The 14266-nt window shown below is 63.9% G+C and carries 12 protein-coding genes, 1 tRNA gene and 1 pseudogene; 9 read left to right on the top strand and 5 right to left on the bottom strand.

Annotated features, from left to right (window positions below):
• On the bottom strand, positions 1–1806 hold a 1806-nt coding region (locus tag WCE35_RS00350; protein WP_424591366.1), incomplete at its 3' end, for an AsmA family protein.
• A gap of 290 nt (positions 1807–2096) precedes the next feature.
• On the opposite strand from WCE35_RS00350, the gene WCE35_RS00355 reads away from it, so the two are divergent.
• From WCE35_RS00355 to WCE35_RS00370, 4 genes are all read left to right on the top strand, one after another.
• The gene (locus tag WCE35_RS00355) at positions 2097–2834 is read left to right on the top strand and encodes a CoA transferase subunit A (protein ID WP_424591367.1); all 738 of its coding nucleotides are present in this window, start codon (positions 2097–2099) and stop codon (positions 2832–2834) included.
• Positions 2834–3484, top strand: coding sequence for a 3-oxoacid CoA-transferase subunit B (locus tag WCE35_RS00360; RefSeq protein WP_424591368.1), 651 nt, complete (start codon positions 2834–2836; stop codon positions 3482–3484). Before WCE35_RS00355 ends, WCE35_RS00360 begins: the two co-directional genes overlap by 1 nt.
• A 283-nt stretch (positions 3485–3767) precedes the next feature.
• Positions 3768–5114, top strand: a complete 1347-nt coding sequence (locus WCE35_RS00365; protein ID WP_424591369.1) for an MFS transporter — start codon at positions 3768–3770, stop codon at positions 5112–5114.
• A gap of 128 nt (positions 5115–5242) precedes the next feature.
• Positions 5243–5539, top strand: coding sequence for a hypothetical protein (locus WCE35_RS00370; protein ID WP_424591370.1), 297 nt, complete (start codon positions 5243–5245; stop codon positions 5537–5539).
• Positions 5540–6068: 529 nt separating this feature from the next.
• Here WCE35_RS00370 and WCE35_RS00375 read toward each other — a convergent pair.
• Together WCE35_RS00375 and WCE35_RS00380 are read right to left on the bottom strand one after the other, a co-directional pair.
• On the bottom strand, positions 6069–7598 hold the full coding sequence (locus tag WCE35_RS00375; RefSeq protein WP_424591371.1) for an aldehyde dehydrogenase: 1530 nt from the start codon (positions 7596–7598) through the stop codon (positions 6069–6071).
• On the bottom strand, positions 7595–7741 hold the full coding sequence (locus WCE35_RS00380; protein ID WP_424591372.1) for a hypothetical protein: 147 nt from the start codon (positions 7739–7741) through the stop codon (positions 7595–7597). The genes WCE35_RS00375 and WCE35_RS00380 overlap by 4 nt, the downstream gene beginning before the upstream one ends.
• A 146-nt stretch (positions 7742–7887) precedes the next feature.
• Between WCE35_RS00380 and WCE35_RS00385 the strand changes: the two genes are divergently transcribed.
• Both WCE35_RS00385 and hemN read left to right on the top strand, forming a co-directional pair.
• Positions 7888–8679: an alpha/beta fold hydrolase gene (locus tag WCE35_RS00385; protein ID WP_424591373.1), complete on the top strand. Its 792-nt coding sequence runs from the start codon at positions 7888–7890 to the stop codon at positions 8677–8679.
• A 175-nt stretch (positions 8680–8854) separates the two neighbouring features.
• Positions 8855–10207, top strand: a complete 1353-nt coding sequence (gene hemN / locus WCE35_RS00390; RefSeq protein WP_424591374.1) for an oxygen-independent coproporphyrinogen III oxidase — start codon at positions 8855–8857, stop codon at positions 10205–10207.
• Positions 10208–10226: 19 nt separating this feature from the next.
• On the opposite strand, the pseudogene WCE35_RS00395 reads toward hemN, so the two are convergent.
• Positions 10227–10463, bottom strand: a pseudogene (locus tag WCE35_RS00395) (threonine/serine dehydratase); the annotation flags it as partial.
• 21 nt (positions 10464–10484) lie between these two features.
• Entirely contained in the window at positions 10485–12233 is a 1749-nt protein-coding gene (locus tag WCE35_RS00400) for a sensor histidine kinase (protein ID WP_424591375.1), read from the bottom strand.
• A gap of 444 nt (positions 12234–12677) precedes the next feature.
• Between WCE35_RS00400 and WCE35_RS00405 the strand changes: the two genes are divergently transcribed.
• The 3 genes from WCE35_RS00405 to WCE35_RS00415 all read left to right on the top strand — a co-directional run bounded on the left by WCE35_RS00405 (position 12678) and on the right by WCE35_RS00415 (position 14129).
• Complete coding sequence (locus tag WCE35_RS00405) at positions 12678–13055, top strand: phasin family protein (RefSeq protein ID WP_424591376.1); 378 nt, start codon at positions 12678–12680, stop codon at positions 13053–13055.
• A 282-nt stretch (positions 13056–13337) separates the two neighbouring features.
• Positions 13338–13772: a phasin gene (locus WCE35_RS00410; RefSeq protein WP_424591377.1), complete on the top strand. Its 435-nt coding sequence runs from the start codon at positions 13338–13340 to the stop codon at positions 13770–13772.
• A gap of 280 nt (positions 13773–14052) precedes the next feature.
• A tRNA-His gene (locus WCE35_RS00415) sits at positions 14053–14129 on the top strand.
• The last annotated feature ends 137 nt before the right edge of the window (positions 14130–14266 follow it).

Raw genomic sequence — 14266 nt, forward strand, 5'->3', positions numbered from 1 at the left:
GAGCAAGGGCGCGGCCCCCGGCGAGCGGCGAATCAGGCTTTCCGGATCCGGAAACACCAGCGGGTCGTCCCATGGGCCCTGCACCACGAAGGGCAGATCGAAGCCGGCGCCGCCAGTCGGCGCCGAGGTCAGGCTGGCGACGCCCTTGAGGTCGTATTCGCGCGCCGGCACCGAGGCGGTGCCGGTCAAGGTCAGGCGTGTCGTCGGTCCATCGACGCGGACGTCCTCGGCGGTGGCGATGCCCTCGTTGAATTTCACCGAGACGGTCAGATTGTCGTAGGGCGTTGAGCCCGAGCGAAAATTGCCGCCGCCGGACAACGGCCGGCGCTCCAGCCGCTTCAACAGCTGCTCGACATTGAAGCCGGAGATCGCGCCGTCATGGCCGGTCAGCGTCGCGGTGCCGTCGAGCGATTGCGCCAGCGCGAACGGGCTGGCGCCGGAGGCCATCAGCGCGACGTTGAGATTGCCGCGGCCGGACAACTTGCTGATGCCGAACAATTCGCTGGCGCAGGCCTGCAGGTCGACGTCGATGAACTGGAATTGCGCCTTGACGTCGGCGATGGCGTCCGAGCGCGCGATCCCGAACGAGCCCTTGGCGATGCCGCCATAGACCTGCGCCTCGCCCACGCTCAGCGCCAGCGCACCGCCGCGCAAATTGGCGCCGAACGCGGTGCGGCCAAGCGTCGTCGGGCCGACCGTCACCCGCGCCGCCGACAGGCGCATGTCGAGGTCCGTCGTCGACAGCGACGTCAGATCGAACAGCTGCCGGTTCCAGTCGCGCGCGCCGCTGGCGAGCAGGCGGAAGGTGGAAATATAGGGGGTGAAATCCAGCGCGCCGGCCGCCAGGGTCGCCTGCAGGGTCTGGCGGCCGTTGTTGGCGAAGGTCATCACGCCCTCGGCGACATTGCCGTCGAGTTCGACATTCACATTGGTCAGTGCGACGGAAGCGCCGACCACATTGGCGCGCGCCTTGAGCGCAAAGCGGCCGAAACCGCCGCTGCCCGGCGGGGCCTGTCCGGTCCATCGCAGGGCATTGCGCAGCGATACGCTGTCGATCGTCGCGGTGCCTTCCATCATCAGGCTGGTGCGATTGGCGACGGTGCCGTCAAAGGCCAGTTTCAGCGGCGCGCTGGCCAGCCGGGCCTTCAACCCGGAGCGCTCGCCGGACAGCAGGGCGACGAAGTCGCCGGCGCTGATAGAGCCGTCGACGCGCTCGCCGCGCCAGTCGAATTGCCCGGTCGCGGCGAACGACCGCGAGATCGAAGGCCATGCCAAAGAGAGGTCGATATCGCCGAGCTTTTCGGAGACGCGGTTGGCCGCATCCTGATAGGTGAGCTCGCCGTCCTGGATTCTGATTTCCGAGAACGACACCTGGTTTTCGGCGCCGGGCTTCATGGTGCGCGCGATGGTCTCGACGAACGGCGTCCAGTTGCTTTCGCCATCGCGGTCGCGGACGACGCGGATATGCGGGCGCAGCATCATGACGTCGGCGATCTCGAAGCGCCGCAGCAACAGCGGCAGCAGCCGCAAATTCGCCGTCAGCACGTCGACCCGAAGCGCGGGGTCGTTCATGCCGCCGCCTTTCAGCCCGACGTCGTGAAAGGAGACGTAGCTTCCGGGAAACAACGAAACGTCGGTCGGGCCGTTGATCACCAGATCAAGCCCGGTGACGGCGCGGATTTGCGCTTCCACCGCCCGCTGCAAGGCGTCGCGGTTCAGCAGCCACGACGTCGCGATCAGGCCGATCAGCACGGCACCAAGCAACGCCGCAACCGGCATTCCCAGACGCTTCATTCCCTTGGCCATCGTCAATGACACATCCGGGTCTGGTCAGATCCAACTCTTGCTGGAAACGATTTCGGTTGATGTTGTCGGGTCACCGTTGAAAAGCGGGCGGCGCATCGGGAGCCCGTGCCAACCCACGCAACTTGAAGGGTTTTCTTGACGCTTTCAAGGCCATCGTCAAGGCCATCCAGAGGTTGCAGGTCGCCAGCCGATCGTTCAAATGCCGCGTCATTGACGGCTCGCGAAGATTTCGCCTAATAATCTTTGTTAATACGGCCCGTCAGCGGCACCCTCCATCAGGTCATATTTTCATGAACAAGGTCTACCCCGACGCCAAATCGGCTCTCGACGGCATTCTCAAGGACGGCATGATGATCATGTCCGGCGGTTTCGGCCTGTGCGGCATCGCCGAGACCTTGTCGGACGCGATCCGCGACTCCGGGGTCAAGAACCTGACCGTGATCTCCAACAATGCCGGCGTCGACGGCATCGGGCTCAGCCGTCTGTTGGAGACGCGGCAGATCAGGAAGATGATCTCGTCCTATGTCGGCGAGAACAAGCTGTTCGCGCAGCAATATCTCGCCGGCGAACTAGAACTCGAATTCAATCCGCAGGGCACGCTCGCCGAACGCATCCGCGCCGGCGGCGCGGGGATTCCGGCCTTCTACACCAAGACCGGCTTCGGCACGCTGATCGCCGAAGGCAAGGAGGTGAAGGAATTCGACGGCGAGAAATACATCATGGAGCGCGGGCTGTTCGCCGACCTCGCGATCGTGCACGCCTGGAAGGGCGATACCGCCGGCAACCTCGTCTATCGCAAGACCGCGCGCAATTTCAATCCGATGATGGCGACCGCGGCGAAGATCACCGTCGCCGAGGTCGAGCATCTGGTGCCGGCCGGCGAGATCAATCCGGACCACGTCCATACGCCCGGCATTTTCGTCAAGCGCATGATCGAGGTCGGCACCGGCAAGAAGCGCATCGAGTTCCGCAACACCCGCCCGCGCCCCGCCAGGGCGCCCGCGGCCGCAACGGGAGTAGAAATCTGATGGCCTGGACCCGTGAACAGATGGCGGCGCGCGCCGCCAAGGAGTTGCGCGACGGCTATTACGTCAATCTCGGCATCGGCATTCCGACGCTGGTCTCCAACTACATCCCCGACGGCATCGACGTCTGCCTGCAGAGCGAGAACGGCATGCTCGGCATGGGGCCGTTTCCCTATGAGGGCGAGGAAGACGCCGACCTGATCAACGCCGGCAAGCAGACGGTCAGCGAACTGCCGTCGACCAGCTATTTTTCCAGTGCCGAATCCTTCGGCATGGTGCGCGGCGGGCATATCGACCTGTCGATCCTCGGCGCCATGCAGGTGGCCGAGAACGGCGACCTCGCCAACTGGATGATCCCCGGCAAGATGGTGAAGGGTATGGGCGGCGCGATGGATCTCGTCGCCGGCGTCAAGCGCGTCGTCGTGGTGATGGAGCACTCGGCCAAGGACGGCCCGAAACTTCTGAAGAAGTGCAACCTGCCGCTGACCGGCGAGAAGGTCGTCGACCTGGTGGTGACCGATCTCGCCGTGTTCACCATCGACAAGCACGGCAAGGACGGCATGGCGCTGATCGAGCTCGCCGACGGCGTCACGCTGGACGAGGTCAAGTCGAGGACCGAAGCCGAGTTTCGCGTCGCGCTGAAGAACGCGTAAAACTGAGCGCATAGAATGGGCAAAGGCGCGTTTCGCGCCGTGCCCACCATCATTCTCGAATATGGATGTCGGTGAGTTTGGTGGGCGCGCTTTTCGCTTTGCCCTCCCTGCGGACCAGTCACCTGCCGCGCCAGCGCCGGAGGCGAGTCCTCGCCCTTGGGTTCTATCTTGCATCGTTGCGGGTGGGCGGGTGGTAGCTTTCGCCGGCCGTCTTGACTACCATCGCAAGCAACCGGCGATTCAAGACCGGCCAGGCATTCGTTCCCGAGGGGAGGGACTTGATATGGCTCTCGCAGTAAACGCCGGCGCGCGTCTCGACCGGCTCCCGATCTCGTCGTTTCACTACCGAATTTTCTGGCTGGTCGGCGCCGGCATGTTTTTCGACGGCTACGATCTCTATGTCGCCGGTGGCGTGCTGGCGTCGGCGATCCAGACCAAATTCTCCACCGTTCCGCAAAACCTGCAATTCATTTCGCTGACCTTTGTCGGCATGACGCTGGGCGCCCTGATTACCGGATTTGTCGGCGACAGGCTCGGGCGGCGCTTCACCTATCAGATCAATCTGCTGATCTTCGGGCTGGCGTCGCTGGCGGCGGCCTTCGCCCAGGATATGAATCAACTGATCGCCTGCCGCTTCGTGCAGGGCCTCGGCTTAGGTGCCGAAATCGTCGTCGGCTATTCGACGCTGACCGAATTCGTTCCGCCGAAGACCCGCGGGCGCTGGCTGTCGATGATGGTGTTGCTGGTGGTCGCAGGCTTCCCGGTGACCGCCTTGCTCGGCTACCTGATCATCCCGGCCTGGGGATGGCGCCCGATGTTCATCGTCGCCGGCATAGGCTCGCTGGTCGTCTGGTATCTGCGCAAGAATCTTCCCGAATCGCCGCGCTGGCTTGAATCACAAGGCCGCACCGCGGAAGCCGAATCGCTGATGCAGGGAATCGAAAAAGAAGCCGCCAGCGGCGGGACGCTGCCTGCCGTGGTGGTGCCGGCTGCGGCGCCACAGGTCACCGCATCCGACATGCTGAGACCGCCGCTGCTGCAACGCATGATCGTAGGCTCCTGGGTACTGATCACGATCAATACATTGATCTTCGGCTTCGTGATCTTCCTGCCGCAGTTCTTCCTGCGCCAGGGGCTGACCATCGCCAGTTCGCTTGCCTATACGCTGGTGCTGTCGGTCGGATCGCTGGTCGGCTGTGCGCTCGGCGCCTATTTCTCCGACGCGATTGGACGGCGCTGGAGCATCATCGGCGCGTCGATCGTAACCATCGTCAGCGGCTACATCTATGCCCGCTTCGACGCGGCGTCCGATCCGGCGATCGTGCTCGGCGTCGGCTTCGTGCTGATCGTCGCGATCTATGTCCAGACCGCGATCCTGTTCGGCGTCTATACGCCGGAACTGTTCCCGACCGAAATCAGGTTGCGTGCCAACGGCATCTGCAACACGCTCGGACGAGCCGCGACCGTGGTCTCGCCCTTTGTCGTCGGCGCCCTGATGGCGTCCTACCAGCTGCCGGGCGTGATCTGGCTGATGATCGGCCTTGTGGTCATTCAGATCGTGGTGGTGTGGGCCTGGGGCGTGGAGCCGCGCAATCGGGGGCTGGAGGATGTCGCCACCGCCAAGGCTTGATCGCACCACGCCTGCCTGCAGCATCGCCTGAAGTGCGTCTCAAGCGGAGTGGCGGCTGAACCCGCCCTCCGTTTTTGCAAGGAACCAAGCTGATCCAGCATTGTTGACTGATTGATTTGATCTGGATCATGGCGCTCAGCGATCTCCGTGATTTCCTTGTCCATGATGAAACGCGGAGCAAGATCATGATGATGAAATACATCCTCGCAGGAGTACTTGTTGCGCCATTTCTGACAGCGTCCAGCATGGCGCAGTACGCGCCGCGGCTTGACCAGCATGTGTACCAGGGCGGGCCCAAGACAAGCATTCCCCATGCTACCAGGCAGATAACAAGCGCGGGCAACGCCTTTGCGATGGCACCGAAAACGGCGACGTCGCACCGTTACCGCGGCGGCCCGCAGACAGTCGTGCCGCATTCCTATTGAGCCCCGTGGGATACGTATAAACATTGTGCGAAGCAAAGGTGGGGATGATGAACCTTATCGAGACCTCTCTTGGCCGTCTTAAGGCGGCAATCAGCCAGTTCGTCCCGCATTCCGCGGAGCTGTCAGACGTTTGTGCGTTGAAATCCCAAATAGAACTGCGCCAACGGGTTTTGATGGACATCGAGGTTATCCGTTGCCGTCTTAGATCCCCCGCGTTTGCAGCGACGGCAGGCGCCTCTAATGGGGCAGCGAAATCCGCGTCGACCGGCGCACAAGCCGCCAGAGCCAGAAATTTCGACGCAAGGGATAGCCACCGGGTTGGGCGCGTGCGCGCCCAGACCCGCCTCGCGCAAATCCGCTGACATTGCACCGCACCAGCCACGCGTCCCAGGACAGCCCAACTGCCGGGAGAATGGCCGTCAATGGCATACTTGATCCCAAGTGATGCCTGGGTTCGAGGTGCTGCAAATATCGTTTGAACAGCGAAGCTGGCCTTCTATCGACGCAATACAGCCATGCACGGTTCGCATCAATTCAATCGCCGTTGGCTGGCCGTGTCGCGATACCAGTCGAACGGCTGGTCGCCGGTTGCGACCATCACGCTCTTGGTGTTGAAATGATCGTCAAAACTTTCGGTGCCGCATTCGCGGCCGATGCCGGAGTCATCGACGCCGCCCCAGGGCGAGGCGGGATCGAGGCGGTGATGGTCGTTGATCCAGACGATGCCCGCCCTGACGGCCGACGCCAGGCGATGGGCGCGGCCGACATCGCGGGTGCGGATCGCCGCCGCCAGCCCGAACGGTGAATTATTGGCGAGCCTGAGCGCCTCGGCCTCGTCCTGGAACGGCGTCACCGAGGTGAAGGGGCCGAACACTTCCTCCTGGAAGATGCGCATGTCGGATGTGACGTCGGCGAACACCGTCGGCTCGACGAAATAGCCATTCTCATGACCGGGCACTTTTGCCGCGCCGCCGCCGGTGATCAGCCGCGCACCGTCTTCGCAGCCGAAACGCGAATAGCCCAGCACGCGGTCGCGCTGCCGCGCCGAGATCACCGGCCCCAATTGGGTCGCAGGATCGAAGGGATCGCCGATGCGAATGCCTTGCGTCTTGGCCTTCAGCTTCTCGACGAACTCGTCGTAGATCGATGCCTGCACGATATGGCGCGAGGCGCAGACGCAGGTCTGGCCCGCGCCGATGAAGGCGCCGAACGCGGCATAGTTGACGGCGCGGTCGACGTCGAAATCGTCGAATACCATCACCGGCGTCTTGCCGCCGAGTTCCATGGTCTGGTGCGCGAACACTCTCGCGGCGGCGGCGCCGGCGATCCGGCCGGCCTCGGTGCCGCCGGTCAGCACCAGCTTGTTGATATCGGGATGTTCGGCAAGCCACTTGCCGGCGCCCTGGCCTACGCCCAGCACGACGTTGAACACGCCCGGCGGCAGGCCCGCCTCGGTGAAGATCTGCGCCAGCTTCAAGGTCGTCAGCGGCGTGTATTCCGACGGCTTGACCACGGTGACGCATCCGCTCGCCAGCACCGCGGCCAGCGATTTGCACAGGATCATCAGCGGATGATTGAACGGCGTGCAGTTGGCGACGATGCCGATCGGCGTGCGCAGGGTGTAGTTCAGATAGGCGCCTTCGACCGGGATCACGGCGTCGCGGCGCGACAGTGCCAGCCCCGCGAAGTAGCGGAAGAAATCCGGCAGCCGCGACAGCTGCGCGCGGGTTTCGTTGACGGGCCGGCCGTTGTTCAGCGTCTCCAGCCGGTACAGCGCATCCAGATTGGCCTCGAACGCATCCGCGAGGCGATTGACCAGTCTTGCACGCGAACGCGTATCCGTGCCGCCCCAGGCCTTGCCTTCGAAGGCGGTGCGCGCGCTTTTCATCGCGCGGTCGATGTCCTCAGTGGTCGAATTCGGGATCCGCGCGATCACGTTGCCGGTTGCCGGATTGCGGATGTCGAGCATCTGGCCGTCGCCGGCCTCGATCTCGCGGCCGTCGACGAAATTGCCGTGGATTTCGACCTCGATCGAGGCGGGTTTTGAGGAAACGTTCATGCCTCGCTTCCTTCGACAATCAGCGCATTGCGCTTGAGCGCCGTCAGCGCGCAGCGAGATCGCAACCTGTCATCACCGGGCGCCAGACGACAGGTCAGAATATCAGAGCGGAGGTTTTCGTAGGCATTGTCCCGCAAAGGCATCGAATTCCCTTCGAAAGTCGCTCATTACCTTGCAGTCGTGAAATATCACGTCAAGAGCCGGAGGCTTGAATTGTGCAAGTTTTGATCTATCAATCGGTCAGTTGGCGCCGCAAGAGAGCGTCGCGGATTTTTGAAAGAGAACTGGAATGAATCGGCTGCTCGCCAACGGCACCGTCAATGCAGCGCAATCCGGCGAGGGGCCGCCGCTGTTCCTGCTCCACTCGCTGTTGTCGGACCGGGCGAGTTTTGCGGCGATCGTCCCGGGACTGGCGCGATCGTTTCGGGTGATCGTTGCGGAATTGCCGGGATTTGGCCGGTCGCAGGCGGTCAGCGGCGGTCTCGCCGCTGTTGCCGATCGCATGGCCGAGGCGGTCAAGGATGCCGCCGGCGGCGGCGACGCGATCGTGCTCGGCAACGGCTATGGCGGCTTCGTCGCGCTGCAGATGGCTATCCGCCACCCCGGCATCGCGACCCGGCTTATCCTCGCCGACAGCGGCGCGGCGTTTTCCGAGCCGGGGCGCGAAGCCTTCCGCAACATGGCGGCGGCCGCCAGAGCCAGGGGTCTGTCGGCGATCACCGAGGTTGCGATGCGCAGGTTGTTCGCGCCGGAATTCCAGGCCCAGCATCCCGACCTGATGGCCGATCGCCGCGCGGCATTTCTGCGCACCGACCCGGAGGTATTTTGCGCGACCTGCGACGCGCTGGCCGCGCTCGACCTGCGGCCTGAGCTTGGCAAGGTGAAAGTGCCGGTGCTGGTGCTGGTCGGCGAGCATGACGAGGCGACGCCGCCGCCGATGTCCCAGGAACTGGCGGGCGGCCTGCCGCAGGCCCGTCTCAAGATCATTCCGGGCTGCGCGCACGTGCCGCAACTGCAATCGCCCGCGCTTTTTCTGGATATGATCGGCGATTTCCTGCCGGCGTTGCAAAAGGCGCAGTGACCCGGCTCGCCGCGGCTTCGAGCCGGCGATTCCGGACTTCAAGGATATCGTCTCGGTCCGGGCCGGGTTTGAGCCAGCGCAAGGCTGGTCTTTCCCGTCACGCTATTGAATGGCTGACCTTGGCTCGCCAAGCCGGGTCGCGCGCGAGTCAAGCCATGCCAGGGAAGGTGACCGAATGAGACCGGATCTTGCCGCTCGCCACGGCCAGGAACGATTGCCCCGATACACCAGCTACCCCACGGCGCCGCATTTTTCGGCCGCGGTTGGTGCCGACGTTTACGGGCAATGGCTGCGGGCCATTCCGCACGACGCCAGCGCTTCACTCTACTTCCACATTCCGTTCTGCCGGGCGATGTGCTGGTATTGCGGCTGCAACACCTCGGTCGCCCGTCGCGCCGAACCTCTCGCCGTCTATGCGGCGGCCCTGCGCGCTGAAATCGAACACGTATCGGGGAAAATCGGTCGCGGCGTCAGGATCGATCACATCCATTTTGGCGGCGGAACGCCGACGATCATGGCGCCCGAAACCTTCGTTGACCTGATGGGATCGATCAGGAATTCGTTCTCGCTGTCTCCCGAGGCCGAGATCGCCGTCGAGATCGATCCCCGCACCCTGGCGCCCGACATGATCGACGCGCTGGCCGGTGGCGGGGTCAATCGGGCGAGCCTTGGCGTGCAGAGCTTCGATCCGGCGGTCCAGCGCGCGATCAACCGGATGCAGGGCTTTGACGAGACCGCCGCCGCGGTCGATGGCCTCCGGCAAGCCGGCATCGGCGGCATCAATTTTGACTTGATCTATGGATTGCCGCATCAGACCGTCGCCTCGTGCCTCGACACCGTGCGACAGTCGCTTGACCTGCGTCCCGATCGCCTTTCGGTTTTCGGCTACGCGCATGTGCCGGCGTTCAAGAAGCATCAGCGCAAGATCGACGATGCGTCGCTGCCGGACAGTCTCGAGCGGCATCACCAGGCCGAAGCGATATCAGGTGCATTGATCGCAGCTGGATATCTGCAGGTCGGGCTCGACCACTTCGCGCTTCCCGACGATGCGATGGCGCTCGCCCGGCAGGCAGGAACGCTTCGCAGGAATTTCCAGGGCTACACCACCGATGCCAGCGATATCCTGCTTGGCTTCGGGGCCAGCGCCATCGGCCGCCTGCCGCAGGGATATGTGCAGAACCAGGTTCATACCCGCGCCTACCAGCAATCGATCGCCGGCGACAAGCTGGCGACGGCCAGGGGTTATGCATTGACGGATGACGACCGGCTGCGCGCCGAAATCATCGAACGCATCATGTGTGATTTTGGCGTCGATCTCGATCCGATCTGCGCGCGTCACGGTGTCGATCCGGAAACCATGCTGAACGCGTTGCCCCGGCTCCGGACCCTGATCGCCGACGGCATCGTCGCATGCGACGGCGCCTCGCTGTCGGTGGCCGATGACTCGCGCTTTCTGGTACGCAGCGTCGCGGCCGCCTTTGATGCGCATCTCGACGGCGCGGCGCGGCTGCACAGCCGGGCGGTTTAGCAACGGCTCGCCGCCCGGGTCATCGTGCGAGGTCAAAATCCACGGCGGCCGTGTTGCCGCCGCTGATGATGACGGCAACGCGTTCACCTGCCGGCGGCCTGTACGCACCGGACAGGATCGCCGAGAATGCCGCGACCCCTTCCGGCTCCGCCACGACGCGCAACGCGCGCCACAGCGTCGCCTGCGCGGTGGCAATCGCGTCGTCGGAAACGAGTATGGTTTGCCGCGCGTATTTCTGAACGATCGGAAACACCCGTTCAGGATCTGAAGGGTGCCGTCAGGCCTTCGCCAGGGCTTGCGAGAACACCACCTCGATCAGCGTGCCGGATCGGGCGCCGGTCCTGATCTGGAATTTGCCGCGGTTGGCTTCAACCAGCGCTTTGGTCAGCGACAGGCTGATGCCGGCGCCGTCGGTGGCCTGGTCGGGCGCAGCCGATGTCCGCAACGGCTCCGGCGCCGCGGCATTGTCGTTGGGGCCGTGGCCGGTATCGCGCACCCGCAGCATCACCTCGCCGAAATCTCCCAGCGCGGTGGAGACGATCACCTGGCCGCCGGCATTGGCGAGATGGATCGAATTGCCGATCAGGTTCAGCGTGATCTGACGCAGCGCGCGGGCGTCGGCGAACACCTGCGGCAGCGTCTGCGCCAGCGAGGTGCGGATGATGATGCGTTCGCGGCTGGCCTGCGGCTGCATCGCCGTGACGCAGTTTTCGACCAGCTCGTTGAGGTTCTGGTTGGTGAAGGCAAGCTCGAGCTTCCCGGTCTCGATCCGCGACAGATCGAGCAGATCGTTGATGACGGAGATGACCCGTTCGCCGGAAGCGCGGATGTCCTTCATGTATCCGGCATGACGCTCGTTGCCGGGCGCGCCGAAACGCTCGCCGATCATCACCTCGGCAAAGCCGATGATGGCGTTCAGCGGCGCGCGCACCTCATGGCTGAGGCCCGCCAGCATGTCCGCCTTGGCGTTGGCGGCGCGATCGGCCAGCCGCCGCGCCTCGCGCAACTCGCTTTCGCTTTGTCTGGCCTGCGACAGGTCGCGAAATACCGCGAAGAAATTCGGCCCGTCCGCGCGGGCGCGTCCCATCGTCACCGACAACGGAACGGTGCCGCCCTGGCGCACGCGGCCGAGCGTCTCGCGGCCGTGATCGAGCAGGCTGGCAACGCCGGCGGACTTGATGCTGTCGAGATAGTCGAGCACCTCGTGCCGGCTCTCCGGCGCGAACAGCTCGGCGAGATTGCGCTGCACGAGCTCGGTGCCGTCATGGCCGAACAGCGCTTCGGCGCTGCGGTTGGCCGAATTGATATGGCCCTCGGCGTCGAACATCACGACGCCTTCGGCGATCGTGTCGAGGATGGCGCCGAGTTCCTCGGCGTTGGCATGGCCGGCCGCCGACGGTTCGGAGGCGGGGACAGCTTCCGCGACCGCGATGTCCGCGCGTTGATGGCGCGGGCCCGAGAAGATCAGGGCGAGCGCCGGCTCTCCGTCCCATGCGATCGTGTAAAGCCGCGCGTCGGTCGGCGACGGTGGCGCGGGCTGCTGCGAAGGCTGACTTGCGGAAATCTTCACCGGCGTGCCGGTATCGGACGTGCTGCTGGCGTTCGATACGCCGGGCTCGACATAGAGCGCGTCAAGGCCGCCGGCGTCCTCCAGCGCATGCAGGCTTTCATGACCCATCTGATCGAGGAAGGCGCGATTGGCATAGAGCAGCCGGTCGAGCCGATAGATCAGGACACCTGCCGGCAACAGATCGAGCAGCGCCCGGTCGCGCTTTGCTTCGCCGCGCGGCGCCGGCTCGGGCTGCGCCAGCCAGTCAGGCTTCTTGCCCGCCGGCGGTTCGAGGGCCGGTTCGCATGCATCCGGCGCCGCCGGCGATTCGGCAACGGTCTGCCCGGCGTCCGCCGGGTCGGTGCCCGCGTCGGTCTCGAGCCGCGCCGATAATTGCCGCGCCAGTTCGTCGAAGGCGCTGTTTTCGACCGGCGTCAGCGATGGCGGTTTCGCTTCGCCGATGGGGCGAAACGGCAAGACATTCTTTGGCGCTTCCGTTGGCAATTCCGCTTGCCTGGCAGCTTCCGTCGCAGCTTCCTTTGCAGCTTCCGTCCCAGCTTCCTTGGGCGTTTCCACGGCGGGTTCCAAATCGGTTTGCTGTGAAGTCTCTGATCCAATCGGCGCAGGCAGCTCAGGCGACGGTGATTTAATACCGGGCACTGTGGCAAAATTGCCAGCGGGCAGAGCCTCGCCGGCCAAATCCCCGGGAGGGGTCGCCTCCGGCGGGCGCATCCCAAGCCGGCCTGTGCAAACTTGGCCGAACCATCAAGTCTGCTGCGCGTTGAGTTGGTGCAATCGGCGATCAAGGGTCCACGACAGGCAACCGACAGAACCGCGTGATACCCGCGAGGTCTTTATCCTGGCGCGGGCCTGCGGGAGCCAAGGATGTGGGTGGCCCTGCCAACCAAACAGGAGTGGACCATGAGTGAAGATGGGCGTTTCGAGATTCCGAAGGAAATCCGGTCGATGGCCGAGGCGAGCTTCGAACAGGCACGCAAGACCTTCGAAAAATTCCTGGCCAGCGCGCAGCAGACCGCGGGCTCGCTCGAGGAGCGGGGCGCCACCGTTCGCGCCGGCGCCAAGGACGTCAGCAGCAAGGCGATCGCCTATGCCGAAAAGAACGTGCAGGCCTCGCTCAGCTATGCCGAGTCGCTGCTCAAGGCCAGGGATCTGGCCGAGTTGATGAAGCTGCACAGCGACTATGTGCAGGGGCAGATGCGGTCGCTCGCGGAGCAGGCCAGCGAGATGGGCCAGGCCGTCAGCCGCGCCGCGATCGATGTCGTCAAGCCGAAGGGCTGAGCCAAAGGCCTCAAGGCAGGCATGCAACTTTCGGGTATCCCGGCCGGCGGCGGCATCCAGTGCGGGTCAGACATGCGGCAATGCACCCGAAATCGCGTTGCATTGCACAAAATTGACATGATATGGGTGTTTATGGGGCTTGCTTCCGCAAGAGGCATTCCATTCCTGTGACTTAACCCGTTCGTGATCCAGTTCGTGATCAGTTCGGCGCTCCCGGCGTTTTATGTGCCGGCAGCCCGAATGGCGTCACGCGGCTCACCGCTACCTTAAGGAATCTGCGACATGACCAAATCGACCGATCCGTTTTCCGCCTCGATCATTTCCTTCGAGGTCCCCGAGCAGATGCGTGCGTTCGCCGAAAAGGGCGTTTCGCAGGCCCGCGACACCTACGCCAAGTTCAAGGATGCCGCCGAGACCCATAACGGCACCATCGAGGCCGTGTTCACGACCGCCAGCAAGGGCGCCAGCGAATACTCCGCCAAGCTGGTTGAATTCTTCAAGGCCAACTCCACCTCCTCGCTGAATTTCGCGCATGAGCTGTTCGGCGTGAAATCGCCCTCCGAGGTGATGGAGCTGTGGACCTCGCACGCCCGCAAGCAGTTCGAGACCCTGAGCGCCCAGGCCAAGGAACTCGCCGAGCTCAGCCAGAAGGTCGCGACCGAAACCGTCGAGCCGATCAAGGCCGGCGCGTCCAAGCTCTACAAGCCGGCCGCCTGATCGATCCGGAGTTTCCGCGAACAGCCCGGGCGGTCGAGCCCGGGCTTTTTGTTGATCGAAACTCCGATGTCGTCCCGGCGGAACGCCGGGACTCATACGCCGTAACGTTTGTTTTGAGACAGGCTGCCGGACGACTTTTCGTAACCACGAATGCCCGTGGTTATGGATCCCCGCCTGCGCGGGGATGACAGCGCGGGCAGCGTTCCGGCCTTGCCAAAGGCGGGCGTTGCACCTAGTTTCCGGCCCATTCGCGACCCCTCGAGGGGGCCTCGCCAAGGATGCAGTTGTAGCTCAGTTGGTTAGAGCGCCTGTCTGTGGAACAGGAGGTCGGTGGTTCGAGCCCACCCAACTGTACCAGTTAAATCAACCAGTTACTCCTCGCACCAGAAATTAGGTCTCGTGTAAAGCTACCAGCTAGCAACCACGAGCGCCAAAGCCAATTCATTCGCTGCTTTTGGATTGGGTCCCACGACACAAGGGCCAAAACACCCGCA

It is taken from the genome of Bradyrhizobium sp. (assembly GCF_049691595.1).
In the GTDB taxonomy this organism is placed as follows: Bacteria; Pseudomonadota; Alphaproteobacteria; order Rhizobiales; family Xanthobacteraceae; genus Bradyrhizobium.

Coding starts and splice junctions, on each gene's coding strand:
- WCE35_RS00355 (WP_424591367.1), top strand. CDS start 2,097: ATGAACAAGGTCTACCCCGACGCCAAATCGGCTCTCGACGGCATTCTC.
- WCE35_RS00360 (WP_424591368.1), top strand. CDS start 2,834: ATGGCCTGGACCCGTGAACAGATGGCGGCGCGCGCCGCCAAGGAGTTG.
- WCE35_RS00365 (WP_424591369.1), top strand. CDS start 3,768: ATGGCTCTCGCAGTAAACGCCGGCGCGCGTCTCGACCGGCTCCCGATC.
- WCE35_RS00370 (WP_424591370.1), top strand. CDS start 5,243: ATGGCGCTCAGCGATCTCCGTGATTTCCTTGTCCATGATGAAACGCGG.
- WCE35_RS00375 (WP_424591371.1), bottom strand. CDS start 7,598: ATGAACGTTTCCTCAAAACCCGCCTCGATCGAGGTCGAAATCCACGGC.
- WCE35_RS00380 (WP_424591372.1), bottom strand. CDS start 7,741: ATGCCTTTGCGGGACAATGCCTACGAAAACCTCCGCTCTGATATTCTG.
- WCE35_RS00385 (WP_424591373.1), top strand. CDS start 7,888: ATGAATCGGCTGCTCGCCAACGGCACCGTCAATGCAGCGCAATCCGGC.
- hemN (WP_424591374.1), top strand. CDS start 8,855: ATGAGACCGGATCTTGCCGCTCGCCACGGCCAGGAACGATTGCCCCGA.
- WCE35_RS00405 (WP_424591376.1), top strand. CDS start 12,678: ATGAGTGAAGATGGGCGTTTCGAGATTCCGAAGGAAATCCGGTCGATG.
- WCE35_RS00410 (WP_424591377.1), top strand. CDS start 13,338: ATGACCAAATCGACCGATCCGTTTTCCGCCTCGATCATTTCCTTCGAG.